The sequence below is a fragment of the Bacillus sp. FSL K6-3431 genome (genome assembly GCF_038002605.1).
Classification (GTDB): domain Bacteria; phylum Bacillota; class Bacilli; order Bacillales; family Bacillaceae_C; genus Lederbergia.
Map to the genome: position 1 here is coordinate 2,966,498 of NZ_JBBOCT010000001.1, position 25,406 is coordinate 2,991,903.

The 25,406-nt window shown below is 36.5% G+C and carries 21 protein-coding genes and 1 pseudogene; 2 read left to right on the forward strand and 20 right to left on the reverse strand.

Annotated elements, in window-relative coordinates:
• Nucleotides 1–22: 22 nt before the first annotated feature.
• The 20 genes from MHB53_RS14510 to MHB53_RS14605 form a co-directional block, all read right to left on the reverse strand.
• Nucleotides 23–1,495 (reverse strand): sulfatase-like hydrolase/transferase, encoded by a 1,473-nt coding sequence (locus tag MHB53_RS14510; protein WP_340919590.1) that lies wholly within the window; start codon nucleotides 1,493–1,495, stop codon nucleotides 23–25.
• Between the two features lie 85 nt (nucleotides 1,496–1,580).
• Nucleotides 1,581–2,462 (reverse strand): carbohydrate ABC transporter permease, encoded by an 882-nt coding sequence (locus tag MHB53_RS14515; RefSeq protein ID WP_340919593.1) that lies wholly within the window; start codon nucleotides 2,460–2,462, stop codon nucleotides 1,581–1,583.
• A 16-nt stretch (nucleotides 2,463–2,478) separates the two neighbouring features.
• A complete protein-coding gene (locus MHB53_RS14520; protein ID WP_340919596.1) occupies nucleotides 2,479–3,450 on the reverse strand; it encodes an ABC transporter permease in 972 nt (323 codons plus the stop codon).
• 123 nt (nucleotides 3,451–3,573) lie between these two features.
• Complete coding sequence (locus MHB53_RS14525) at nucleotides 3,574–4,674, reverse strand: response regulator transcription factor (RefSeq protein ID WP_340919598.1); 1,101 nt, start codon at nucleotides 4,672–4,674, stop codon at nucleotides 3,574–3,576.
• Nucleotides 4,646–6,379, reverse strand: coding sequence for a sensor histidine kinase (locus MHB53_RS14530; RefSeq protein ID WP_340919600.1), 1,734 nt, complete (start codon nucleotides 6,377–6,379; stop codon nucleotides 4,646–4,648). The genes MHB53_RS14525 and MHB53_RS14530 overlap by 29 nt, the downstream gene beginning before the upstream one ends.
• Nucleotides 6,380–6,487: 108 nt before the next feature.
• On the reverse strand, nucleotides 6,488–8,164 hold the full coding sequence (locus tag MHB53_RS14535; protein ID WP_340919605.1) for an extracellular solute-binding protein: 1,677 nt from the start codon (nucleotides 8,162–8,164) through the stop codon (nucleotides 6,488–6,490).
• Nucleotides 8,165–8,455: 291 nt separating this feature from the next.
• Nucleotides 8,456–9,334: a MurR/RpiR family transcriptional regulator gene (locus tag MHB53_RS14540; RefSeq protein WP_340919607.1), complete on the reverse strand. Its 879-nt coding sequence runs from the start codon at nucleotides 9,332–9,334 to the stop codon at nucleotides 8,456–8,458.
• Between the two features lie 11 nt (nucleotides 9,335–9,345).
• Nucleotides 9,346–10,299 (reverse strand): GNAT family N-acetyltransferase, encoded by a 954-nt coding sequence (locus tag MHB53_RS14545; RefSeq protein ID WP_340919609.1) that lies wholly within the window; start codon nucleotides 10,297–10,299, stop codon nucleotides 9,346–9,348.
• Nucleotides 10,300–10,310: 11 nt separating this feature from the next.
• Nucleotides 10,311–11,462, reverse strand: coding sequence for an exo-beta-N-acetylmuramidase NamZ family protein (locus MHB53_RS14550; RefSeq protein WP_340919611.1), 1,152 nt, complete (start codon nucleotides 11,460–11,462; stop codon nucleotides 10,311–10,313).
• Between the two features lie 34 nt (nucleotides 11,463–11,496).
• Nucleotides 11,497–12,180 carry a hypothetical protein gene (locus MHB53_RS14555; RefSeq protein ID WP_340919614.1) on the reverse strand — a complete coding sequence of 228 codons (684 nt, stop codon included), beginning with the start codon at nucleotides 12,178–12,180 and terminating at the stop codon, nucleotides 11,497–11,499.
• A gap of 64 nt (nucleotides 12,181–12,244) precedes the next feature.
• Nucleotides 12,245–13,348, reverse strand: a complete 1,104-nt coding sequence (locus MHB53_RS14560) for an ABC transporter ATP-binding protein (RefSeq protein ID WP_340919615.1) — start codon at nucleotides 13,346–13,348, stop codon at nucleotides 12,245–12,247.
• 11 nt (nucleotides 13,349–13,359) lie between these two features.
• Nucleotides 13,360–14,256, reverse strand: a complete 897-nt coding sequence (locus MHB53_RS14565) for a carbohydrate ABC transporter permease (protein WP_340919617.1) — start codon at nucleotides 14,254–14,256, stop codon at nucleotides 13,360–13,362.
• 11 nt (nucleotides 14,257–14,267) lie between these two features.
• The gene (locus MHB53_RS14570) at nucleotides 14,268–15,191 is read right to left on the reverse strand and encodes a carbohydrate ABC transporter permease (RefSeq protein WP_340919619.1); all 924 of its coding nucleotides are present in this window, start codon (nucleotides 15,189–15,191) and stop codon (nucleotides 14,268–14,270) included.
• A 114-nt stretch (nucleotides 15,192–15,305) separates the two neighbouring features.
• A complete protein-coding gene (locus MHB53_RS14575) occupies nucleotides 15,306–16,679 on the reverse strand; it encodes an ABC transporter substrate-binding protein (RefSeq protein ID WP_340919622.1) in 1,374 nt (457 codons plus the stop codon).
• 121 nt (nucleotides 16,680–16,800) lie between these two features.
• Nucleotides 16,801–17,514: a PIG-L deacetylase family protein gene (locus MHB53_RS14580; RefSeq protein ID WP_340919624.1), complete on the reverse strand. Its 714-nt coding sequence runs from the start codon at nucleotides 17,512–17,514 to the stop codon at nucleotides 16,801–16,803.
• Nucleotides 17,515–17,530: 16 nt separating this feature from the next.
• Complete coding sequence (locus MHB53_RS14585) at nucleotides 17,531–18,577, reverse strand: serine hydrolase domain-containing protein (RefSeq protein WP_340919626.1); 1,047 nt, start codon at nucleotides 18,575–18,577, stop codon at nucleotides 17,531–17,533.
• Complete coding sequence (gene murQ, locus MHB53_RS14590) at nucleotides 18,546–19,496, reverse strand: N-acetylmuramic acid 6-phosphate etherase (RefSeq protein ID WP_340919628.1); 951 nt, start codon at nucleotides 19,494–19,496, stop codon at nucleotides 18,546–18,548. Before murQ ends, MHB53_RS14585 begins: the two co-directional genes overlap by 32 nt.
• 34 nt (nucleotides 19,497–19,530) lie before the next feature.
• Nucleotides 19,531–20,505, reverse strand: coding sequence for a GNAT family N-acetyltransferase (locus MHB53_RS14595; RefSeq protein WP_340919630.1), 975 nt, complete (start codon nucleotides 20,503–20,505; stop codon nucleotides 19,531–19,533).
• A gap of 217 nt (nucleotides 20,506–20,722) precedes the next feature.
• Complete coding sequence (locus tag MHB53_RS14600) at nucleotides 20,723–21,898, reverse strand: anhydro-N-acetylmuramic acid kinase (RefSeq protein WP_340919633.1); 1,176 nt, start codon at nucleotides 21,896–21,898, stop codon at nucleotides 20,723–20,725.
• A 27-nt stretch (nucleotides 21,899–21,925) separates the two neighbouring features.
• On the reverse strand, nucleotides 21,926–22,843 hold the full coding sequence (locus tag MHB53_RS14605) for a BadF/BadG/BcrA/BcrD ATPase family protein (protein ID WP_340919635.1): 918 nt from the start codon (nucleotides 22,841–22,843) through the stop codon (nucleotides 21,926–21,928).
• A gap of 1,334 nt (nucleotides 22,844–24,177) precedes the next feature.
• Here MHB53_RS14605 and MHB53_RS26415 point away from each other — a divergent pair.
• Nucleotides 24,178–24,372: pseudogene (locus tag MHB53_RS26415) on the forward strand (HAMP domain-containing protein); the annotation flags it as partial.
• 123 nt (nucleotides 24,373–24,495) lie between these two features.
• Entirely contained in the window at nucleotides 24,496–25,317 is an 822-nt protein-coding gene (locus MHB53_RS26420; protein ID WP_445661525.1) for a methyl-accepting chemotaxis protein, read from the forward strand.
• The last annotated feature ends 89 nt before the right edge of the window (nucleotides 25,318–25,406 follow it).

The window sequence follows — 25,406 nt, forward strand, 5'->3', positions numbered from 1 at the left end:
TCTATTCATGATTGAAGTGTTTTTAATTATTACTTTTTAAGATATACCTTTCACTTTCCGCATGTACTTCTTTTCCTTCTGAATAAATACCAGGCCTTCTTAGCTGCCCAAACCCCGAAAGAGGTTCCTTTGTTGCATCTATGCTTGGGTCAACGTACTGATGAAACCATTTCTCCATTTCGTTTTTCAGCTTTTCAGTGATATCTGCATATTCACTTTTCCCATATACATTATTGTCTTCATTTGGATCTACTAGTAAATTGTAAAGCTCGTGGGGACCATATGGATATCTATGAATATATTTCCATTGCTTATTTCTAATCATCCGAACCGGTCCATATTCATCAAATACAACGATACTCTCATTTTGTTTTAGACTTTCACCTTTTAAGGCATGAACAAAACTATCCCCAGGGAGATGTTTATATTTCGATATATCGATCTGCAAATAATCTAATATTGTTGGAAAAAAATCATATTGACTTAGTAATTGATCAGAGACTTTGTTTTCTGGAAATTCCTTTGGATAGGAAACAATAAATGGAACTTTTATCGACGTATCAAACATATTCTGTGGAAAAGTCCCATTTCCTTTCCCCCAAATACCATGATGCCCCATATTCATACCATTATCTGATGTGAAAATGATGATCGTATCATCTATTAAGTCTTTCTCTTCTAGGTAGTTCATTAACCGTCCAACATTTTTATCCATCGCTGTAATAGAAGCATAGTAGCCTCTTAATAACTCTTTTCTTTTTTCCCCAGTTCCATGAGGTGCAGTATCTACTTGCCACGGATGAATAGGCAAATCCGGCAGTACGTTAAAATCATTATCTCTATACAAATCAATAAACTCTTTAGGATGATTATCCTCATCCCAAGGACTGTGAGGTGCAGTATAGTGGACACTTAAATAAAATGGCTCCTTTTCCGCACTCAATTCCTCCATAAAATCAATCGCCTTGTCGGTAATAACATCAGTAATATAATTATTTTCAAAATGGATCTTACCATCAAATACCATATCACCGTTATAATACCCGCAACCACCTCTTGCGATAGTAAACCACTTCGAATAGCCTTGCTGAGGGTGAACACTATCACCTAAATGCCATTTTCCAGAAAGTGCACAATTATAGCCGTTCTCAGACAGCACATCTGTATACGTTACTTGATCTTTTAAATACTCGATTGCCTTGTGTTCACTTGCAAATATAGGATTATCTTTTAGCTCAGGAAAAGCTTCCATATCAATATTTCCACCTCTAAGCCAATCTTGGATCCCATGTGCCGAAGGTATGTTGCCCGTCATCAGTGACGCCCTTGCTGGTGAACAAACTGGGGATGCACAAAAGAAATTTTCAAACTGAATGCCTTTGTTCGCTATTTTATCAATATTTGGCGTGTACAAATCACTAGTACCCGCACAGTTCAAAGCCCAAGCACCTTGATCATCAGTTAAAACAAATAAAATGTTCGGTTTTTTACTCATTGATAGACCACCTATCTTAATAATTTATTTAAAGTATATAAAAACTCACTTCGATATCCAACTAAAATGGGAGTTTGATATTTTCTTATTCTTTCACAGATCCGAGAACCAATCCTTTGACAAAGTATTTTTGTAGGAACGGATAGACCATTAGAATGGGTAGAGCACCAATAAATATTTGGGCTGATTTAGAAGTTCTTTCTGAAAGATTCTTTACTTCTTCTGGATCCACATTCATTTGTGATAGATCTTGTTGAACGATGATTGTTTGAAGAAAGGTAGACAATGGATATTTAGTAGCATCTGTCATATAAATAAGTCCATCAAACCATGAATTCCATTGTGTTACCATGGTAAATAATCCGATCGTTGCTAATGCTGGCATTGAGATTGGGAGATATACACTAAATAAAATTCTAAAATGCCCTGCACCATCCATAAAGGCTGCCTCTTCTAACGTTTTAGGTACCCCGGTTCTAAAGAAGTTCATTAACAAGATCATGTTGAATACATTGATGGCTGTTGGAAGTACTAGAGCCCAATATGAATTTATTAATCCTAATTTTTGAATTAATATGTATGATGGTATAAGTCCACCGTTGAATAGCATGATAAAGATAAAGAAAAAAACATATAATTTTCTTCCTTTAAAGTCATGATCGTCTTTTGACAAGGAATAAGCGGCAAAAACAATACAGATCATACTAACAAGTGTTCCTAAAACAGTACGATAAATCCCATTCCATAAGGAGCCAATAAAGCGGTCATTACCAAGTGTCTTCCCCCACGCATCAAATGTAAAATCAATTGGTATGAGAGAAACAAGGTTCGCATTTGCCGCCGCTGATCCACTAAATGAAATGGCAAGAATATGCACTAACGGAATAATACATACTATTCCTAATAACAATAAGAATGTATAGTTGAAAATAGTAAATATCGTATATGGCATACTTTTATAATGCATGATTTTCCCCCCCCCTTTAGAAAATACGATAGTTTGCATATTTATATGCAAGACGATAACCAGTTACAATTAGTATAAAGCCGATTACAGATTTAAATAATCCAACCGCAGTGGCGAAACTGAATTGGCCACCTAGTAATCCCATTCGATAAACATAAGTATCGATAATATCCCCTTTTTCATAGACAAGTGGATTATATAAGTTAAAGATTTGGTCGAAACCTGCATTTAATGTATTTCCTAATGCAAGGGTTGCAACTACAACGGTAATCGGTATCAGTGAAGGCAATGTAATATGTAAAACTTGCTGAAAACGGTTAGCTCCGTCAATCGTAGCTGCTTCATAAAGGTCTGGATTAATACCCGAAAGAGCTGCTAAAAAGATGACGGCTCCAAATCCAAAATCTTTCCATACGTCACTTATGATGACAGTAAATCTAAACCAGTCCCCATCACCTAGGAAAAATATCGGCTTCATACCAAATAATGAACCAAGTACATTATTTATAATTCCGCCATCGACGGACAGCATATCAAGCAAAATCCCTCCAAGAATGACCCATGATAAGAAGTGTGGCAAGTAAACAAAAGTCTGGATCGCCCGCTTGAAGAACATTTTTCGCACTTCATTTAATAACAGCGCAAATATAATCGGGATGATTAAATTAAAAAATATCTTTAACGATGAAATGATTAACGTATTCCAAATGACCTGTCTGGCATCATCAAATTCTATCATTTGCCTGAACTGTTCCAGACCAACCCATGTAGATTCAGAAAAACCTAAATAAGGTTTAAAATCCATAAAAGCCATGATCACACCTGGAAGTGGTGCATAGTTAAAAACAAGTGCCAATATTACCGCTGGTAGCATAAATACATGTAATGGCCACGTACGTTTTAAATTCCACTTCTGCTTTACTTTTATTTTTGTGTTCTTCTCAACTAAAACAGAAGGTTTTTGTGTTATCTTCACTTTTGATTCCATCGTTATTCACCTGTCCTTTCGAACTGTAAGCGTTTTCTATTCATATGCTAATTATAAATTCTACTTTACATATTGGACAGAGGATATTCTTAAGAATTATAAGAGTATTTTAATTACTTCTTGTCATATATTCCTATACTCTTGTGGGGTCATACCATAATAATTTCTAAATCTCCGAATAAAATAGGAAGGGTCACTGTATCCCAAAATAATGGAAATCTCATAAACTTTTTCATTTGTTTCTTTCAATAGATACCCAGCTCTCTCCATCCTTTTCCTATTTAAATACTCGCTGAAAACTTCTCCAGTTTCGATTTTATATACTTTAGATAAATAAGCTGGATGTAAGTATACATGTTCTGCAACAGATTGTAGTGAAATATCCGACCCAAGATGTTGTTCGACGTATTCTTGAACGTGTTCGATAACAGATTTATGATGACTATTAAGCTCTTCCTTAATACCCTTCCTTACTAGTTCGATAATTTCAAAGGTAATATTTCTTAACTCGCTTACATTTCCGTATTGAGCTTCATTAAACATTTTTCTGAAATTATCACCGATAATGTCAATCAAAAGTCGGCCATTTTTATGCGCAAGGTAAATAAATGAGTTGGAAATCATAAAATAAGCTTGCATAATAAATTCATTAGATCGATAACTATCTAGATTTAGCTGGGAGAAAATCTTGTCTATCTTAACTTCGATTAAATCCCATTGTCTTGCATCAAGCAAATGTATAAGCTGAGGATTTTCATATAAACAATGAAACGGCTTCACTTCCCCTACATGTTCATCTACAGGCATAAAAGTACTCATTAATTCTTCATAGGATTTCGCTTTATCTTGCTCCTGTCTTAACACTTCTCCAGCTCTTAATACCACATCGTATAACTCATCATCCATAGCAGGTTTAAGCAAGTAGTCGAACACCTCTAGCCGTATAGCTTGTTTTGCATACTCAAAATCAGCGTGCCCAGATAGTAAGATAGATTTCTTTTTACGTCCCACTCCAATTTTTTTAATAAATTCGATGCCTGACATATCAGGCATTTTTATGTCTGTAATGATTATATCTATCTTATGTTCTCTCATTATCTGTAGGGCTTTTTCTCCAGATGTTGCTTTATATACTTGATCTATATTTACGTTTTCCCAATCAAGAACGGATAACCCTTCAACAATGAACGGTTCATCATCTACTATCAGTAAATTGAATTTCATTAGTATTCTCCCCCCAGTATAAAACCACCTTCAATCCACCTAATTCAGATGTTGCAAATTCAAGACCAGCATTATTATTAAAGTGATACTTCAAGCGCTGATGTACATTCCACACTCCACAACCTGTATCATTGCTCATAGGAATTGAGATTCTTTCCATTAATTCTGCTATTCTTTCACTTGATAAGCCTTTTCCATTGTCCTCAATTATTATTTTATTTTTTCCACTAGTCTGAAAACCCGCAATAGAAATCTTCCCCTCTTTAAGGCTTGAATCAATCCCATGAACACATGCATTTTCCACGATAGGTTGAATCAACAAACGTGGGATAGTAATATCTAACATCTTATCAGGAACATTTATTACATAGGAAAGTCTTTGCATTCGTAGTACATGGATCTCTAAATAATTTTTTACAAAGTCCAGTTCCTCATGGATTGTAGAATATTTATTTTCTACTCTTGTCATATAACGATAGTATTTCCCAAGGTGTAAAGACATTGCTTCAACACCCTTATATTGTTTCAACTTAGCCATATTTTTCATAATAAATAGGCAATTATATAAAAAGTGTGGATTGATTTGTGATTGGAGTTGTTTAACATGTATATCCTGATAACGAATTTTTTCCTTATACACTTCTTCTATTAATGTTTCGATTTGTTTAGCCATCTCATTAAAGCTTGTCATCATGAAATCAAACTCATTATTATGTACAGGTTGTACCCTTACTGAATAATCTCCTTCTTTTACGCGATGAATCGCTTTAATCATATTTTGAAATGGGATTTGAATGTTTCTATATAGCAGTAAAGTCGCAGTTACACTTAAAAGCAGAAGTGCCACTACAAATGTATAAAATAAATTTCTGTTTTTTTTGACAGGCATCAACACTTCATCTAACGGTGTATAGTCAACAATTATCCAATCCAGTGTTCGTGATTTCATATAACTGATAAGATATTTATCTTTATCTACAGTAGCTGTAATGTTTCCGCTGTCTGATTGTAAACTTTTTGGAACTTGATGGATGATTTCTGTTATTAGTTGATTGTTAGCAGATGGTGAAACAATAATATTCTTTAATGGATCGTATATGAAGGGATCCCCGAAATTATCCAACTTTAATTGTTTTAAAAATTGCTCGATATTCTTCACAGGAATTCTTGCCTCTATTACTAAATCTGGCGACTGCCCCTTGAAAACACTAGTAATTGGATGAGTTAAATGTTTGATAAAATAAGAATGAAGATGATCATCTTCGCCACTTTCCCTATACTCCCAATCTCTAGTGATTACTTCTGGATTTTCCAGTTTGTCACTCGTTTTAAGTATCTCATTTGTATTTGGCGTATACACGGAAAAGTCATTCATCCATGAGCTTAAACCTTGATGAAAATACAATTTCTCTAAAATATCACGTTTAATTTCAAACGCTTCATAATTACTATAAATGTCTATATCCTTATATGCATTAATATTCGTATCACCACTTAAGGCTAACAATAGCATGGACATTTGATCAAAATTAGCGTCAATTTGATTTCGAACAATAGAGAGGCGGTTTAGATTTCGATCTTTCAGTTCTTCTTCAATTACTTGAATGCTAGTGTAATAAGAGTAACTATAAAATACAGTAATAGGGATAAGCAGCAGTAGCAATATGAAAATAATTTTAGTAAACAGTCTTTTCCACCATTTCATTGTATTTCCCCTCAATATATGATTTCACTCTATTACATTTGTCTACTGACAGCTGTATAGAAAAAAGTAAAAACCGAGCCCCTAGTTTCGTGACCCGGTTATCACACTTTATTGAACTGACTTATACCATTCGTTTACTTCCTCTGTTACTTTGTCCCCGCCAGAAGTTTTCCATTTATCAATAATCGTTTCAAACTCACTAATTGGTAGATCACCATAAATGATTTTATTAAATCCTTCATCTAGGATCTTATCAAGTGCCTGACCACGAGATTTCATTGTTGCTGTTGGAGCTCCAGTAAACATGCTTGGCATAGTAATATCTTTCTGATCCACTACAATCTTTGCTGCTTCGTATACTTCAGGTGTGTTATCAGCACTACGCTTGCGCACTTTTTCAAACGGTGTTTCTGCTTCTGCTCCATTTGCTAGTTTGTATAAAGTATCCATCGCCAATGATGGAATACGTGCAACATCAAAAGTTAAAGAATACTTCCCTGGATTTACTAAACCATCCGGTACTTCTGTAGATGGCTCTCCGTCCACCATTACATAATCGTAGCCCTCTGCAAATCCATATTCAAATTCACTACCAGCTTGCGGATTTGCAAAGTTTTCAAATAAATAATTCTGATAAACAAAGAAAGCTTTAATTGATTCTGGATCTGCTTCTTTGTTTATTAAGACAGCGCCATTATAATTAAATGTACCATGACGGCCCGCTTTTCCATCGGGACCTGTTGGAATTGAATAAGCTTTAAACTCCGCCCCTTCAACATTATTCTTCACATCACTTAATGGCCAACCAGCCATCCAGTGAGGACCTGCAATAATTCCTGCCCGCCCAGATGTAAACAATTCTGAAGCCTTTGTTTCATCCCATAATCCAGACTCTCTATGAATATATCCTTTTTCCATCCATTCATTTAATTTGGCAAGTCCTTCTTTTACTGCGGGATTTGTAGAACCGTGCTCGAGTTGTCCATCCTCTGTCTCATTCCATTGGTTCGGCATTGCTCCATAGGCTCCAAACACCCATCCAGCATCACTCATCCAAGCATTTAGATTATTCTTAAAACCAATTGTTAGACCGAAAGTATCCTTTTTACCATTTCCATCCGGATCTTCGTTAGCAAAGGCATCCATCACATTTTCCAAATCGTTTAATGTCTTTGGGGCTTCAAGATTTAGTTTTTTCATCCAATCTTCTCTAATAAATAAAACAGGATCTCCATTCATTGAATAATCAAGAATCGGGATTGCATACTTCTCCCCATCACGTATAAATGAATTCCATACAGTCGGGTCCTCATCCATCGCTTTTTTCCATGTATCGGACGCATACTTCTCGAATAATTCCCCAACTGGCATAAATCTTTTAGAATCAATTAGATCCTCTGTTACATTATCACGCAAAGCAATAAGATCTGGCATTTCCTCATTAGCAGAAAGAGCAAGTCTCATTTTTGTTGTAAAGGCATCTTGTGGACCGCTTGTTGTCCATAGATATTTAATATTCATATTAAATTTATCTTTTGCCCATTGTGTCATTACATTATCATCAATGGTTTCACCTTTTCTAAAATTTATATCTCCAGCAACATGTCTTACAGTTGTAAGTGTCACTTCTTCATCAAACTTCTCAGGTAATTCTCCCAGATTAGCGACTTTCTCACTGTCCTTCTTAGCATTCGATGAACTACCACTTTTACTACAAGCTAGAAGAGTAAAACTTAATATTAAAATTACAACTAGCATTGAATAAAACTTAAATTGTTTCTTCACTTATGTATCCCCCTAATTTATAATGAAAGCACTTACATAAAGCTTATATTAAAAGGATATTCAGTTATATAATAAGATTTTAATATTCATAGTACTTTCATTGTTATGACAAATCATTTTAACTTCGAATCCTAACAAAGCGATATACACTATTGACATCATGTTGTCACTACCAGGTGTTCCTCGTTGATTATAACACTTTTATTTTTAAAAAATAATAATGTTTCGTTCACCTAAGAAGAATAAAGTCATTAGAAAGTAAAAAACCCACACAATGTGGGTCCGTTTCCCTCAATTATTTTTACGGGCGCGCACGCCTTTTCTCATAAACTCGATCGCTTCTCTCGTTTCGTCAATATACGTGACTGCTTCTTCATATTGTTTGGATGCAACACACATAAAAATAATATCGATTGCTTGTAATTGAGCAATTCTCGATGATGTCGCACCACTTCTAAAAGCAGGTTCCCGCGTCGCCGAAGTGTATAGGCGAATATCCGCTTGTTCTGAGACAGGCGATGTTCCATACTTTGTTAGACTAATTGTTTTCGCCCCATGCCGATTAGCTAATTCTAAGATTTTCGCCACTTCAAATGTTTTTCCCGAAAAAGATATCCCAACTACGACATCTTCTTCTTTTGCATTTGCAACAATCGTTGCCGCCATATGCGCATCACTAAATGCAGTCGCATTTTTATTAATTCTTAAGAATTTCTGTTGCGCGTCTTGTGCAATAATACCTGAAGCGCCGACACCGAAAAAGTGGATCGACTTTGCCTTTTGGAGAACTTCAATTGCTTTGGTTAGCTCATCCGTGCTTATTAATTCCGACGTTTCTCGGATTGTTTGGATACTGTTGAATGTCATCTTTTCTATGATCGAGTATTTTGATTCATTCGGTTCAATATCCCGAAATCCTTGTGTTTGTGTCTTTTGTAAATCACCAGCAACCCTTAACTTTAATTCTTGGAAACCTTTTAAATCGAGCGATTTACATAATCTAATCACAGCAGCACTACTTGTCGAACTTTGCTTACCAAGTTCACTCGCTGTCATCGAAATCGCTTCTCGTGGATGTTTTAATATATATTCTGCAATTTTTCTTTCGGAAGGTGGTAGTGTTTCTACCATTTCAGAAATCATTACCAATCCGCCCATAGCAAATGCCATGAAACCTCACCTCACCCATTAACTGTTATTTTCATTACGTGAAATTGGCGTGTGATTTCAAATCCTGCCTTTTTATATAAATAACCGGCGGATGTCTTTTCTCCAGTCCATAAAAACCAAGCACCATGTAATCCTTCCGCACGCATGTTTTTCAAAGCTTCATATAATAAGACCTTCCCCAATCCTTTTCCTTGTTGAGACGGATCCACACCAAAAGGACCGAAGCGCTCAGGAATGCCCTCATATCCTCCGTATAAACAAAATCCTACTATATTCACTCCTTGCTTTACAATAAGAATACGATGTAAAGGGAGATTTCGCAAAATCCCTTCTCGGATCGCCCTCCCCCAGTCAGGGTTAAATTGGATACTTGCGAATGTGATTAATTCATATAAATCTTTATCCTCCACATTTACGAATGAATATCCTTCGATTTCTCGCTGCCTTTTTAATGACATTACTTCTTCCGGATAAGAATAGCCAATCAAATTGCGATGCATGGCTACAGGGGAATAGAGTTTCTCAAAGCCAATTTGATGGAGAAACTTCATTCCTTCCGGATACGCAGCTTCATCCAAACCAGGCAAAATATAATTAGGAGCATAAGAGGCAAAGAAGACCGATTTTCTTCCTTCTGCCTTTAAAAATTGCAATGCACTCATCATTAGTTTTTTACCGACGCTGTTTCCCCTTTCCTTTTTATCGACAAAGAAAAAGGGGATCCAGCCATTATCAGGTTCTAGATCCGCACCTACCATTGGTAATAATCTTCTCACAGCATAGACGCATCCTACTAATTTACCAGCTTTAAAAGCAAGTTGCATCCCAGATGGATCAAAATTGGCATCTAGCAATACAAGATTACGAAATCTGTCGGAGTTGATCGGGTCCAGTAATAACGAATCATTCCAAAGCCTTATAATTTCCCTTTCATCTCCAGATTGATAACAGCGAAATAAGATCAAACCCTCATCTCCTAATTATAAAGTAGATATGCTTTTTTATTCTCATTAAATATAGATAGTTCTTCATTACAGTTAGCTAAAAACTGCTTACTATTTCCAGATAATATTTGTTCTTTTAAAGCCTTCGTTCCAGCTAGCAAATCAAAGAATGATTTGTTTTTATCTTCATGTTGAACAAACTTAAACTGATTGGGATAAAGGGCAGCAATCGTTTCTAAAAGTACCAAGCCAGCTTCCAAGGAATGAAGAGATTTTCTCTCAACAACATGGAGCTGAACACCTTCACATACTTCATCCTTAAACTTTTGATACGTAGGGATGAACGAAACAGGTCTTGCTATAACCCCTTGTACATTTTTTTCGTTATAAACCTTTGCCAATCTATATCCTTCAATATATGGAGCACCAATATATTCAAACGGCCTTGTCGTTCCACGTCCTTCGGAAAGATTCGTTCCTTCCACAAGGCATGTACCTGGATATAAAATGCTCATATCCATTCCAGTCGAGTTCGGGGATGGTGGTACCCAGAATAATCCTGTTTCATCAAAGTACATCGATCGTTTCCAGCCAATCATCGGAACAACTGTCAGATCACAACGAATAGAAAACTCTTCGTTAAATAACAAAGCAAGTTCTCCAACTGTCATTCCGTGGCGATTTGGAATGGGATACAGTCCAACAAATGATCGAACGTCTTTCTCCACTAAATTCCCTTCTACCGCTTCACCAGAAATCGGATTAGGACGATCAAGTACGACGAATGCTTTTCCGAACTCTTTACAAGCTTCCATTACGTAAGCCATTGTATAAATATACGTATAATAGCGTGTGCCAATATCTTGTAAATCGAAAACGACAACATCTACATCATCAAGCATTTCCTTATTCGGTTTTCTTGTTTCACCATATAAACTGTAGACTGGAAGCTTTGTGTAAGGATCTTTAGAGGAGGCTACTATTTGACCTTCTTTTGCATCCCCACGAATCCCGTGTTCTGGCCCATAAAGTGCCGTCAATTGAATATCTGGATGCCCAAAGAATAAATCAATTGTTGGTACTAGCTGGCTATTTACGCCAGTCATATTCGTGACCAATCCGATTCTTTTCCCAATAAACTTTTCCACATATTTTTCTAAAAATACATCGAGACCAAGCTTCATCCATTTCACACCTTTCCATATCCTACATATTTTCTTAAGTAGTAGGTTGTTCTACCCCTTCAAATACGTTATCGTCCTTTTTCTCAAACTGTAAATTGGTTGTTGCGTTTAAAACGAAAACGGCCATCATTCCAATATAAAGCAGGAAGAAGCCAATTACAGAGATGCAAAGAAGGGCTGTCACCGACAGAATTTGAGTAAATAATCCAATTGTGTACCATGTATGTTTCATAAAATGCTTAATTGATTGATTCATTGCTTTAAAAGCTGTCAGATCCTTCTGCACTAAAAATGGGATAGCATAAACCTGTGTAGCTAGAAAAGTTAAACATAAATAGGTTTGAAAGACCGCAAAGATAAACACTAAATAACTGTTATTAATTGTTGCGTAATACCACCATTCTGAAATAGGAATGAGTACTGCCACACAATAAATGATCCCCATCAAACATGATCGTTTAAAGTAATAGAAGAAGTAGCGAGGAAATGATATTAGTTTGGCCTTATTTCTTTGTAAAACATGATTCATCACGGCATAAACCGCTACAGTTGCAGGGACAAATGTCAACGCTACAAACACAACCGCCCAATGAATTGGAAGCAAAAATACGACAGGAACGATAAACAATGACCAACCCACACTCACCCACATGACTGTTAACATATTCATAAAGATTTGATGTCCAGTTTTTTTAAGCAGTTTACTGATTGATAACATGATGTTCACCGTTCCTTTTTTTCTTGTGTATTTTTAAATATCAACAGATGCTTTGTCGATGAGTTCAATAAATTCTTTCTTGTGTATCTGGATTAAATAACTGCATTTTATTTAAGTTAAAATACAACTGCACAGGTTTAAATGCTTTTAATTTCGCATCCGCACTCACTCTACCCGTAATTTGGTCATCACCATTATCAAAGTAAATAAGTAGTTCCGCACCTAAATGTTCTACTACTTTTAAATTGGTCGTTAACACATTATTTTCTGGTAGATTGTTTAACAATTGAGTAGCCAGAATATCTTCAGGTCGAATACCGAATATGACTTCTTCACCATCATATTCCTTATACATCACAACTTTATCATCTGGGACAATAAATGTATGTGTAGCTGTATGCAATTTATTTCCATCCAATCGAGCCTTAATAAAGTTCATTGGAGGTGATCCAATAAATCCCGCTACAAACATATTGCTCGGATTTTCATACAAATCTTCTGGCGAAGCGATTTGTTGAATTTCTCCACCATTCATGACAACAATTCTCTGACCTAGTGTCATCGCTTCTACCTGGTCATGCGTTACATAAATAATCGTTGCACCAAGACGCTTATGAAGCTCCGATAATTCTACACGCATTTGCACACGGAGTTTGGCATCCAAATTACTTAGTGGCTCATCGAATAAAAATACACTCGGATTACGAACAATTGCCCTTCCTACTGCTATTCTTTGCTTCTGTCCTCCACTAAGTTCACGTGGTTTACGTTCTAATAAGTTTTCAATACTTAAAATAGATGCCGCCTCTTTAATTTTCGAATCTATTTCTGCTTTAGGCGTTTTTAAATTCTTTAAACCAAAGCCAAGATTCTCCCTAATCGTCATATGTGGATACAATGCGTAGTCTTGGAATACCATTGCGATATCTCGGTCTTTCGGATGTACTTTATTAACAAGTCGTTCCCCAATATATACATCCCCACTCGTTTGCCGCTCAAGACCAGCCACCATACGCAAGGACGTTGTTTTACCACAGCCTGATGGACCTACAAATACTAAAAACTCTTTATCTTTCACAGTAAAATTAGCGTCATTTACTGCTCGAACCTTACCTTTGTTTTCATCTTCAAATTCTTTTACAATATTTACAAATTTAACTTCTGCCATGAGTGTTCCTCCTACCCTTTAACAGCTCCGATTGTGATCCCGCGCAAGAAATACTTCTGTAACGCCAAGAAGACGATTATCATTGGTACCGCACTGCACACTGCTCCAGCCATCATTGCGCCGTAGTCTTGCATATTTTCAAATCTAAAACTTGTTAGTCCGACTTGCAACGTCCTCATACTATTTGTGTTTGTCACCAAAAATGGCCAGAAAAAGTTATTCCATTGTGCTACAAAAGTAAAAATTCCTAAAACAGCTAATCCCGGCTTTGAAATTGGCAAGATCACTTTCCAGAAGATCCCGAACTCACTACATGCATCAATCCTTCCAGCATCAATAAGAGAACTTGGAAGTGAACTCATGAATTGTTTCATTAAAAATATACTGCCTACACTGATCATCCCCGGTACAATTATTCCTATATAAGTATTTTCTAATTGGAACGTATTCACGACCAGTATGTATAAAGGAATAAGTGTAACTTGACCGGGAATCATCATTGACGCAAGCAAGGCCCAGAATATTCCATTACGTCCGGGAAATTTCAACTTGGAAAAGGCATAGCCTGCTAACGCTGCAAAAAACACGTTAATAATCGTACTAATCCCCGCAACGATTGTACTATTTAAGAACCAACGTCCAAGCCCACCTACTTCAAAAATCCGTCGGTATGCATCAAGAGTTGGTCTCGTTGGGAATAATTCTGGTGGTACAGCAGTGATCGCCGATGAATCCTTGAAAGATGAGCTAAGCATCCATAACAATGGAACAAATGTAAAGATAGCCCATAACCCTAGGAAAATATAAATAATGATCAAGCCGATTTTTTTTATTGTTTGTCTTTGTAAATCCTTTTTCTCATCGAGCTTGATCTGGTATTGAGTATCTGTTGCTGGTTTTAGCTCCATATCAATGCCCCCTAGTATTCTACGTCACTTGACATATATTTAAATTGTAAAACAGAGATCACAATGATAACGAAGCCAAGAATAAATGATTCTGCAGCAGCAAGTCCGAATTGATAGTACTCGAAAGCATGCTGATAGATTAAGTATGCAATCGTCGTCGTCGAGAAATTCGGTCCACCTTGTGTCATTACATATGTAGCTTCGAAAACTTGGAAAGATCCGATAATGCCTGTAATTAACATATACAGTGTTGTCGGTTTTAATAGTGGCCAGGTAATGTTTTTTAGTTTGGACCACCAGCTTGCTGCATCGATATCAGCAGCTTCATATAGTGATTTTGGTATTCCACCCATTGCCGCTAAATATAAGATTACCCCACTTCCATGTCCTCCAATATACGTCATAAGCATAATGGAGAATAGCGATGATTTAGAACTTGCGAGCCAGAGTTGCTGATCAAAGCCCATCCATCCCAATACGATATTCATGAGACCGGATTGAGTCGGATCGAACATCCACAACCAAATGAGTGACATCGTAATTCCTGATGTAACAGCAGGCAAATAAAAGGACGCTTTAAAAAATGTCTGCGAGCGCTTATTAATTGGAAAAATCATCATTGCTAAAAATAAAGTAATAACAATATTCACTGGAACAGTACCAAGTGTATAGATAGCTGTATTTTTCATAGACTTCCAAAAAATTTCATTACCCATTAAATATTTATAATTATCTAGTCCAATATATTTCGATTCAAGAATGCCATATTCCTGAAAACTCATGATAAAAGCCGTAATAAGAGGATAAACAGTAAAAACGAGAAACAAGAGGAAGGGCAAGGCAATAAACGCATAACACCATCCATAATCCTTCATCATTTGTTTAAAGTTATCCCATGACCTATTGCTTTGTTTCTTTTCTACAGTGGAGGCCATAGATTCATCTCCTTTTGACGAAATACCAATGAAGAAGAATGAGGCTCACGAATAAGTATCGAAACTTATTATGTAAAACAGCCTCATTTCATCTACTTTATTGCTGACATTCCCTTATTTTAAAACATCATCAGCTACTTTTGTCCATTGCTCAACTGCTTCTTCAGCTGAAAGCTCGCCTGCTAGGAATCCTTGAAACTTCGGTTTAATTCCGTCATTTAAAACCTTGGCTGATTTTTGTGCAAGCTCTGGATCAAGGATAGCTCCAGGAACAACATAATCTAATGTTCTTTGAATAAATTGTCCGTTATCTGTTTCAAGTTGAAGCAAATCGCTATACATTTCCTGCCCAGATTTTCTTGCAGGTGGAATAAACATTGTTGCAGCCGTTATACTCGATTTCGTACCAGTAATATGTTTCAATACCTTCGCAGCATTCTCTGTGTGCTCATCGCCTTTATAATTCTTTTGCTTAAAGAGCCACATTCCGCCACCACCGCCGGTTGCTACTTCCTTTTCACCTTCATTATGTGGGAATGGTAGCAAGACAAAATCAATTTTCTCGCCTTTCGTTTTTCCAGCATCAATTTCCGCATTGCGGTTATCGTTAAATCTTACTTGGTATGGACCTGTACGTCCGTAAATGCCTACTTCTTCAGCAGCAAACATATCAATTACCTTTTGTGAATCAATACCTGCTGTTTCTTTTGGCATTACATCTTTGTCCATCATTCCTTTAATGAAGTCCAGTGTTTCTACCGCCTTCTTATCATTCCAGTGGAACACACCATCTTCTGAAATTGTTTTTTCAACGCCATTATTTCTCATTAAATGAACAAATGTTTCCTCATCTTTACCTTGTGTAGCAAATCCATATACTTTTTTACCGGCTTTATTTTTTGTTTGTGATATTTTGTCAGCGATATCATAAAATTCTTTCCACGTCCAGCCGTCTTTCATGATTTTGTTAACATCTGCACCAGCTGCCTCCATCATCGCCCTATTGCCGCCCCATGTATGGATAGAAATCCATTGAGAAACAGCCCATAGTTTTCCATCACTAGAAAAGTTGTCTTTTGCGAATGGTTCAAGGTCTTCCAAGTCTTTATCGTCAAGATAATCATCTAATGGTACAGCAAGCCCTGTTTCAATATATTTTGGTTCCATAACAGAAAAGAAAATATCAGGTGGGTTTCCTGAATTCAGTGCAACGTCAAACTTTTTTGCACCTTCTGCCCATGATAAGATTTCATGTTTTACTTCTATTCCTGGATTATCTGCTTCTACTTCTTTTATAAGCTCAACAAGATGTTGTTCATAGCTCTTTTGGTCTGTTTCAGGATTTTCCTGATAATGCGGATAGGACCAAACCGTAATTACATCTTTCCCGCCCTTTTTCTTGCCTTTCCCATCTCCACCTGATTCTTTACTGCTACATCCCGCAAAAACTAATAATAAGGCAATCATCATAAACGCTAGTTTTTTCAAGTTTTTTCCCCCTTGATTATATGTTTAACGATAAAACAGCATGTTTTTCCCATTCACCCCCTTAAATCCCACTTCAACAGCAAGCGCTTACTCTCAAGGTAACTTGAATGAATTCGAAAATTTAAAGCTCCAATCCAGGGATGGTCACTCCTTTTCTTACATTTCCTCCTGTTGGGTATTTAAGAGTTTGGGCATATGTTGTTCGGTTTACACAACCTCTCACCGTTCCTAATGCTTGATAATAATCGTAATAACGGAAGGAAGAAGAATTCATAATGAACCAATATTGCGATAATGCTTCTAGATATGTATCAAACTCTTCGGAAACGTCGACATAAATGTCGGGAACATATTCCTCCATATCCTCCCAATTTTCACTATGTAAATAACCATAATAATGTGGTGCCAATCCCTCTAAGTTAAATCCTGGTAGACCCGCTTTTAACTGTGCTGCTTGAATAATTCTTGGACATAATGCATGGTCAGGGTGAATACTGTTCTCCCAATGAGTAATGACGAGATTAGGTCTTAATTCCCTCATAATCGTTGCGACTTTGGTTACGATTTCATCATCCAGTTTTAGCTCGGCATCTTTATAATCCAAAGTGATACTTTTTCCACCTAATATCTCGGCCACTTTTTCTGCTTCTTCCACTTTTTGTTGCCGATAGTCTTCTACCGAGACTCCTGGAGGATTTCCTTTTTCTCCTGCGGTTAAATGCAGGAAGGTTATCTCATGTCCTGCTTTTGCATATTTATGGGCAATTGCACCGGCCTGAATTTCTGCATCACCACAATGTGCACCAACAATCATAATATGAAATTTATTTTTCATATTCTATACACTTCCTTTAAAAGTAGGATCGGATCAAATTATGTAGCCTCGGTCTTAAACGTAAAATTGCTTGCTTGTTTGGGGCATGTACTCGATTTGTTAATAATATGACATGTAGTTGTATTTCAGGATCAAACCAAATACTCGTTCCTGTAAAACCTGTATGTCCATAAGAGTGTTCGGAAAATAAATCACCGCAAGACAATGCACCTGCACTTTTGATTTGCCAACCTAATCCTCTTGCCTCTTGATCAAATGAAGAGAAATTCCGTTTAGATAATTCCAACGCGCCTTTCGAGATAATGCTCTTACCTTTAAAAACACCATCATTTTCAATCATTGAAGTGAATTTAGCCAAATCTTGAATAGTTGAAAATATACCCGCATGTCCACTTATCCCACCCATTGCTTCCGCATTCTCATCATGAACGACTCCGTATTTAAAATCATTCAGTGTCTCACTATACTCCGTCGCTGCAAAGCGATCTTTACTAAACGGAAGATTAAAGCCTGTTTCCTGCATGCTTAAAGGATTAAAAATTTCATCTGACACATAATCACTAAATTGCTTCTCTGTGATCTTTTCAATTAGGAAGGATAATAATATGAATCCTAAATCACTATAAACTACCTTACTACCAATTGGAGAAACAAGCTTTTCAGCACAGATTCTGTCCGTAATTTGTTTCATGTTTAATGTATCCTTATAAAACGGACGATGCGCTGGCAAACCAGATGTATGTGTAAGTAGATGCTTGATGGTAATTTCTGCTTTACCATTTGCCTGAAATTCAGGAATAAAGTAGGCAACTTTATCATCTAGCCTAATTTCACCTTTATCTATTAGTTGTAAACAAGCAATCATTGTTGACACGATTTTCGTTAACGATGCAATATCAAAGATTGTATTATCATTTAAAGATATTTTCGTTGGTGTCAATGAGCGGTAGCCAATGGATGTTTCCAGTAACTTAACGCTTTGATGCGAAATGTAGATTGCTGCACCTGGTATATTTCCTTGATCTATCTCATTAGCGAGGAAACGACGAACATGGGTCTCCATCTTTGATTTGCTCCTTCCTAGCTATGGATATCGCTTTACGCACAAATCCTTCTGATTCCTCAATGGCTAATATTGCATCTTTATAGGAAACATCTGCTTCCAACATCACGATCGCAGGTTTCACCTTTAAATTTGTTTCTATTAATGCAGCCTCTGCCTCCTCATAAGTCTTATCCGTAATCGCCATCACCATATTTTTAGCGCGCTCAACCAGCTTCTTATTACTTGGATGCAAATCAACCATCAAATTTTCATACGCTTTACCTAGCTTGATCATCGAAACTGTCGTAAACATGTTCAAAACCAGCTTTTGTGCAGTTGCTGCTTTTAACCTCGTAGATCCTGTTAACACTTCTGGCCCGACGACTACTTCAATAGGATGATTTGCGAATTGGCTCATTTTTGCTTCACTATTACATGAAAGAGCTATCGTTGCTGCTCCAACTTTATTAGCATATTGTAATGCCCCTATTACATAAGGTGTTCGTCCGCTGGCCGCAATCCCAACTACGACATCACGATCCGTTAGTTCCTTTTCAAATAAATCTCTTTTTCCGCCTTCTATGTCGTCCTCTGCACCTTCAACAGCAACGAACATCGCACCATTTCCTCCTGCAATAAGCCCTTGAACCATCTCAGGTGGCGTATAGAATGTTGGTGGGCATTCCGCTGCATCTAGCACTCCAAGTCTGCCACTTGTTCCAGCCCCAACATAAAATAGTCGACCACTTTTTTTAAACGCTTGGTAAATGATATCAATTGCACCCGCTACCTCAGGTAAAACCGCATTCACGGCATTGATTACATTCCCATCTTCTTTGTTCATCAACGTAACCATTTCAACCGTCGAAAGCCGGTCAATATTTTTCGTTTCCTCATTTACTTGTTCTGTCGTTAACTTCGAAAGGTTGACTTTCATTTCCACACGCCTTCCTATACCATGGTGTCTAGTTTTAATTTGATGCTATTTTGTTTCCTAATTGTTTGCTATATTTTTGATACCCTTTCCACACTTGATAATCTAATTTCCCATAAAAATCAACTAGTCCCGTCCAATCAATCGCAATTCGCTTGATATTCCTAGTTCTTAAGAAATAAATACCTGCTTGTACTACCGCAAGTCCATAACCATTTCCACGCTCGTTTTGATCAATTCCTAGCGGACCAATCCCACCAAGCGGTTCAGCAAATATAGGTGCCCAATAAACGTTTTGCGCAATCATCGGTGATTCAGAGTCATTAATCCTACAAAATCCAATGATATTCCCATCTTTTTTTAACACAACAAATTCTCGTCCAGTTCCGCCTTTTTTAAAATAATGAATGGCTTCATACTCCCATCTACCCGGGAATACTCTGTGCAAGAATTGTAGGAAGACATCTTGTTCATCCTCCGTTAAAATAACCGCCTCCACCTCATCGATCTCCGGTTTTACAACTACGTCTGTGTGATCGTATTCCGCTATTAAGTCGTATTCATTAGGGCTGCATTTATAACCTTTTCGTTCAAACCACTTTGCACATTGTCCATATTCTGTTGGAATTCCCGGGAAGTAATGCCATGGATCTCTACCCAGTAAAATCTCTGAAGCACCATCCTTCTTTAAAGCGCTTTCAGCATGTTCTAATAAAAAAGTACCAATGCCTTGGTTTCGATACTTTGAACGAACGAGCAACACTTGAATCCATCCGATGTGTGAACCTATATTGAGAGGTAGCTCCTCTTGCCAGCGCTTACTTACAATAAAGCCAAGTAATTCATCATCTTCATTTATTGCCATTTGTGATCCTGGAAAAAAAACATTCTCATCTTGAACGCTATTCTGAATAAGTAGTTCTTCTCTCATCGGAAACTGTTCTGCTAATTCGTCATTCCAAATGGTTACTAATTCTTTTATTCTACTAATATCAATTTGAATAAGCTTCACTAATCGCTCTCCTTACTCTTATAAAGTAGTCAGATAATTACCTCTAATTGATATTATACATATATCTCCAGAAAAATGAAACAATAATTTATAAATTTTTTATTCTATTTGATTATTAATTTCAAACTTTCGTCTAAAATGAAAGTAATCTAAGAATAACTGGATCACATGCTATTTTTCTATTCTGAGCAGCAAAATTCTGTCCTCCTTAAAAAAGTTACCACGCCATTTTCCCCATAACGACTGAATGTTTAGCACCAGTTGCAGATGGAAGGTTATTTGGTGTTTTGTAATAACATTGATAACCTAACAAAGCAAAAACAATCGCCTCCTTTGCGTCAGATGGCATACCATAATCCTCTGTTCCTTTTACAGTGATTTTTTGAGGAAGGTGATTAGAAATCTGCTTCATGAGGGTATGATTATATCTCCCTCCACCACTAATTAAAACCTCAGCTATTTTTCCTTTTTCTACGAATTTAACAATCTCTTGAACAATAGTAATCGCAGTTAAATCAGTAATAGTTGCCATTTTATCGACATTGCTCACATGACTTTTTTCCGCCTCATCCCATAATATTTTTGCAAAGTCAGTACCAAACAATTCCCTACCTGTACTCTTCGGAGGCGAGAGTTTAAAATAATCATGCTGCAGTAATTGTTGTAACCAGCTTTTATTAACTTTACCTAAGGCTGCTAAAGAACCCTCCTTGTCATACAATTGGTTTCCGTCCGTTGCCCAGTTCGTAAATGCATCGATAAGCATATTTCCCGGACCGGTATCATAGGCAATAACTTCTGTTTCGGAACAATTCTCTGGAAGTACCGTTATATTCGCGATTCCACCGATATTTACAAGTACGCGGCCATACTTCTTTTCTTTAAAGAGTAAATAATCTGCATAGGGCACCAATGGCGCACCTTGCCCTCCAGCTGCCATATCACGTGGCCTAAAATCTCCAACAGTTATAATCCCTGTCCTTTCAGCAATAACGCTGATATCACCAATTTGCAGGGTGGATGCCACGTTATGACCAGCAATCGAAACCGAGTATGGCTGGTGGAAAATCGTCTGCCCATGTGAACTAATGAGTAAAATATCTTTTGGTGTTAACCCTGATTTTACGATGACATTTAATGCAGCTTCCGCAAATAATTTGCCCAGAAGAACATTCATGCCCGAGATATCTTGTAATCTCGATGTTTCAGGCACACATAGTTCTACTAATTTGTCCTTCATATCAGATGTAAATGGTAGTGATGAAAAACTAATGAGTTCTACACGAAGTGAATGGTCTTTTCCGGTTATTTTTACTAAAGCGGCATCAATTCCATCTAATGATGTACCTGACATCAGGCCTACTACATATTTACTTAAGTTATCTAACATCATCTACTCCTCTTTGAAATGCAGTCTGTTTCACTTTAATCTTTTCTGATAATTTACCCTTTCCATGGAAGCGATGGTTGCTGCCCCAATTGCCGGTGAAAGATCATTCATTATGAGGTCAAGCTTACCTGCGCTTTTTCGAAGTGTTGACTTAAACTGTGATTGAACATATGAGTTTTTTTCCAAAAGCGATCCTTTACATGCAATTTTTAAAGGTGAATCTAATTGTAGCTTTTTATATAACCATGCTGTCTGTTTAGCTAAATCACGTCCAGCATGATAAAAGTACTGTTTGGCAAACTCATTTCCTTTTTCCGCTTCTATAAAAACCTGGTAAGAAAGTGAAGCAATCTCACCTTTTGAAGCATTATAAATAAAGCCTTTTAACTCTGGTGCTTCTTTGATCCCAATTTCCTGTAAGATTGCTTGTGACAATTTCGAATATGGTAACCCACGATCAAACTCTTCCGTTATTTGCTGACAGACTTTGATGGCAATATCATATGAGCTACCTGAATCACCCAGTAAATGTCCCCATCCTCCGGAATATCCTTCATTTTCTCCATTCACACCATAAGAAATCGAACCTGTACCAGCAATCGTTAAAATCCCATTGGCTTCACCAAGTAGAGCATGATAGGCAAGCACTGCATCATTCACAAAAGTAACTGGTAAATCTGTATTTCCTTTAAAAAATTCAGAAAATCTCTCTCTATTCCCTGCTGCTTCAATCCCAGCAATTCCAGCGACTATCCTTTTGCAACTAATACCAAATTCACTTGATAGACAAGCGGAAACTGCTCCCCATACATTTGCTAACGCATCATCGAAATGAACATTAGGGTTACCAAATCCAGTTTCGATCTGGAAAACAATATTTTTTTGATCATCGATAATCAGTCCAGTCGTTTTTGTACCGCCTGCATCAATTCCAATGGTATAGTTCATACTTTTTTCCTCCTTTGCCTCTAGGTTCGCACTTATACAAAACTATATTTTATAAATACAATATTAAGAATAAAATAATATTTCATTTATACTATATTATGAAACCACTTACAAATCAATCACTTTGTAAAAGAAGTCTCTAACGTCCCGTTATATACTGTTTTTGTAAACAGCCTATTAAAGGTAAATAAACACATATTAATTTTAAAGAGATGTACAATTTCAACGGTAACTATTCACCATCATACAATTAGAAATTGTATTACTACTCATATTACTTTTCTGATTTCATAGACAGATTTCTTCTTGTTATTATTATAGTGCGTTTTACTTACATTTAGTGTAATTACTTTGTAAAAAATAGCAAATTTGTTGAATTATGAAAAACTATACCCTATTATCATGTAACAAAAGGTTCAGTCTAAAAGTCCCGCGAAGTAACAAACTACAACCTGCGAGAACACCGATTTTATTTACTAACCATTACCTGCATTCTCATATGACACTCCAAGTTAAGGTAAACATACTGTAAACTGCCATCCACTTTGAAAGACCTTCTACAATTCCGACTAAAAGATTGTATTAATAATACTTTATTCATCTCCTTGTAAGCGCTAATAAAGTTAATAACAATCCTAATTTTGAGTTACAGGTGTTCTATTAATATCCTGATATATATAACTACCGGTTACGTTCTAACTTATATGAGATACTGATCCGCATTTAAAAAATCGGTAAAGGCTAAGATCATAATCTATTAAACAAGAGGTGTATATTAAATGAAACGTTTTAGCTTTAAAAGTATAAAAATGAAAATTTTATTCGGCTTCTCTCTAGTTATTTTACTTGTTCTCCTATTAAGTACCTTTAACTTTTTCTCTATTAATAAGATGAATCAACAAGCAAAAACAATTGTAAATAAACAACTCCCACTGTTAATTGCAGATGAAAAGCTGGCTTTAAACTTGGCTCAAAGAATCGTTCTAGAACGTAGTTATCTTTTGTATGGAGACAGTGAATTTAAGGAAAAATTTATCGTGTTAACAGATGAGAGTAAGAATTATCAAGAAATGATTTTGAAGATGAGTAATGAAGAGGAAGTTCAAACCCTAATTAACCGTAACAACAAATGGGGAGAACTTGTTATAAATGATGTATTTAATGTATATGATCAAGGCTTCAAAGATTTAGCCATTGAAAAATCAGAATATATCCAACCAATTGCAAGTGACATTTTAGATAGTCTTGAAGAGATGGCAACATTTAGAGAAGTATCCATTGACGAAAATGGGAAAAGTAGTATTACAAGTGGAAAGACAACATTACTTGTAGGAATGGCAGTGTCCATTCTCGTTATACTTCTAGGTATATTAGCAGCACTTATTACATCTAGTTTGATTACCACTCCGATAAGAGCAGTTACAAAACGAATGGAATTAGTTGCGGATGGTGATCTTAGCCATAAACCATTGGAATCTAAAACAAAAGATGAAGTAGGTCAACTTGTAGCAGCTGTTAATGAAATGAGCCATAATACAAGAGAATTACTGAATAAAATCAATATCGTATCTGCAACAGTAAATAACCATAGTGAGGAACTAACTCAATCTACGAATGAGGTTCAGACTGGATCTGAACAAATAGCAATCACAATGCAGGAACTAGCAACTGGATCAGAAGCGCAAGCTAATAGTACGAATGAATTGTCTTCGATCATGGCAAATTTTATTTTAGAAATTCATGAAGCAAATGTAAATGGTGAACATATTCAGCAAACTTCCGATCAAGTAAATAAATTCACAGAAAAAGGTAGCCAATTAATAAAATTGTCAAAAGGCCAAATGTCTAAAATCGATCTTATCGTCCAGGAGGCCGTGCAAAAAGTACAAGGTTTAAATGCTCATTCTCAAGAAATCACAAAATTAATTTCCGTTATAAAAGATATTGCAGATCAAACAAATCTTTTAGCACTCAATGCAGCGATTGAAGCTGCAAGAGCTGGAGAACATGGCAAAGGATTTTCTGTTGTGGCGGCCGAGGTCAAAAAGCTTGCAGAGCAGGTATCTCTCTCATTATTAGAGATTACAGATATTGTAAATAACATCCAAAAGGAATCAAATATCGTATCAGACTCATTACTAAGCAACTATAAAGAAGTGGAACAAGGAACAAATCAAATCCAAGCTACTTCAGAGACATTCGAACATATACATATTGCATTAATCAAAATGGTTAGCAGTATCAATATCGTCATTGGAAATCTATCCAATATCTCGGATGAGAGTGAAGGGATCAATTCGGCCATTCAGGAAATAGCAGCAATTTCCGAAGAGGCTTCAGCAGGTGTAGAACAAACTTCTGCTACATCACAACAGGTAAGTAGTTCTATGGAAGAAGTAGCTGATCGTTCAGACGAGCTATCTACGTTAGCGGAACAGTTAAACGATTTAGTACGGAAATTTAAACTATCTTAGCAATCCGATAGTAAATTATATATGTGGAAACGAATTAGTATAAATATGAGCGGACAGGAAATCAGCTTTAGCCGCCTGTATTTGTGCGT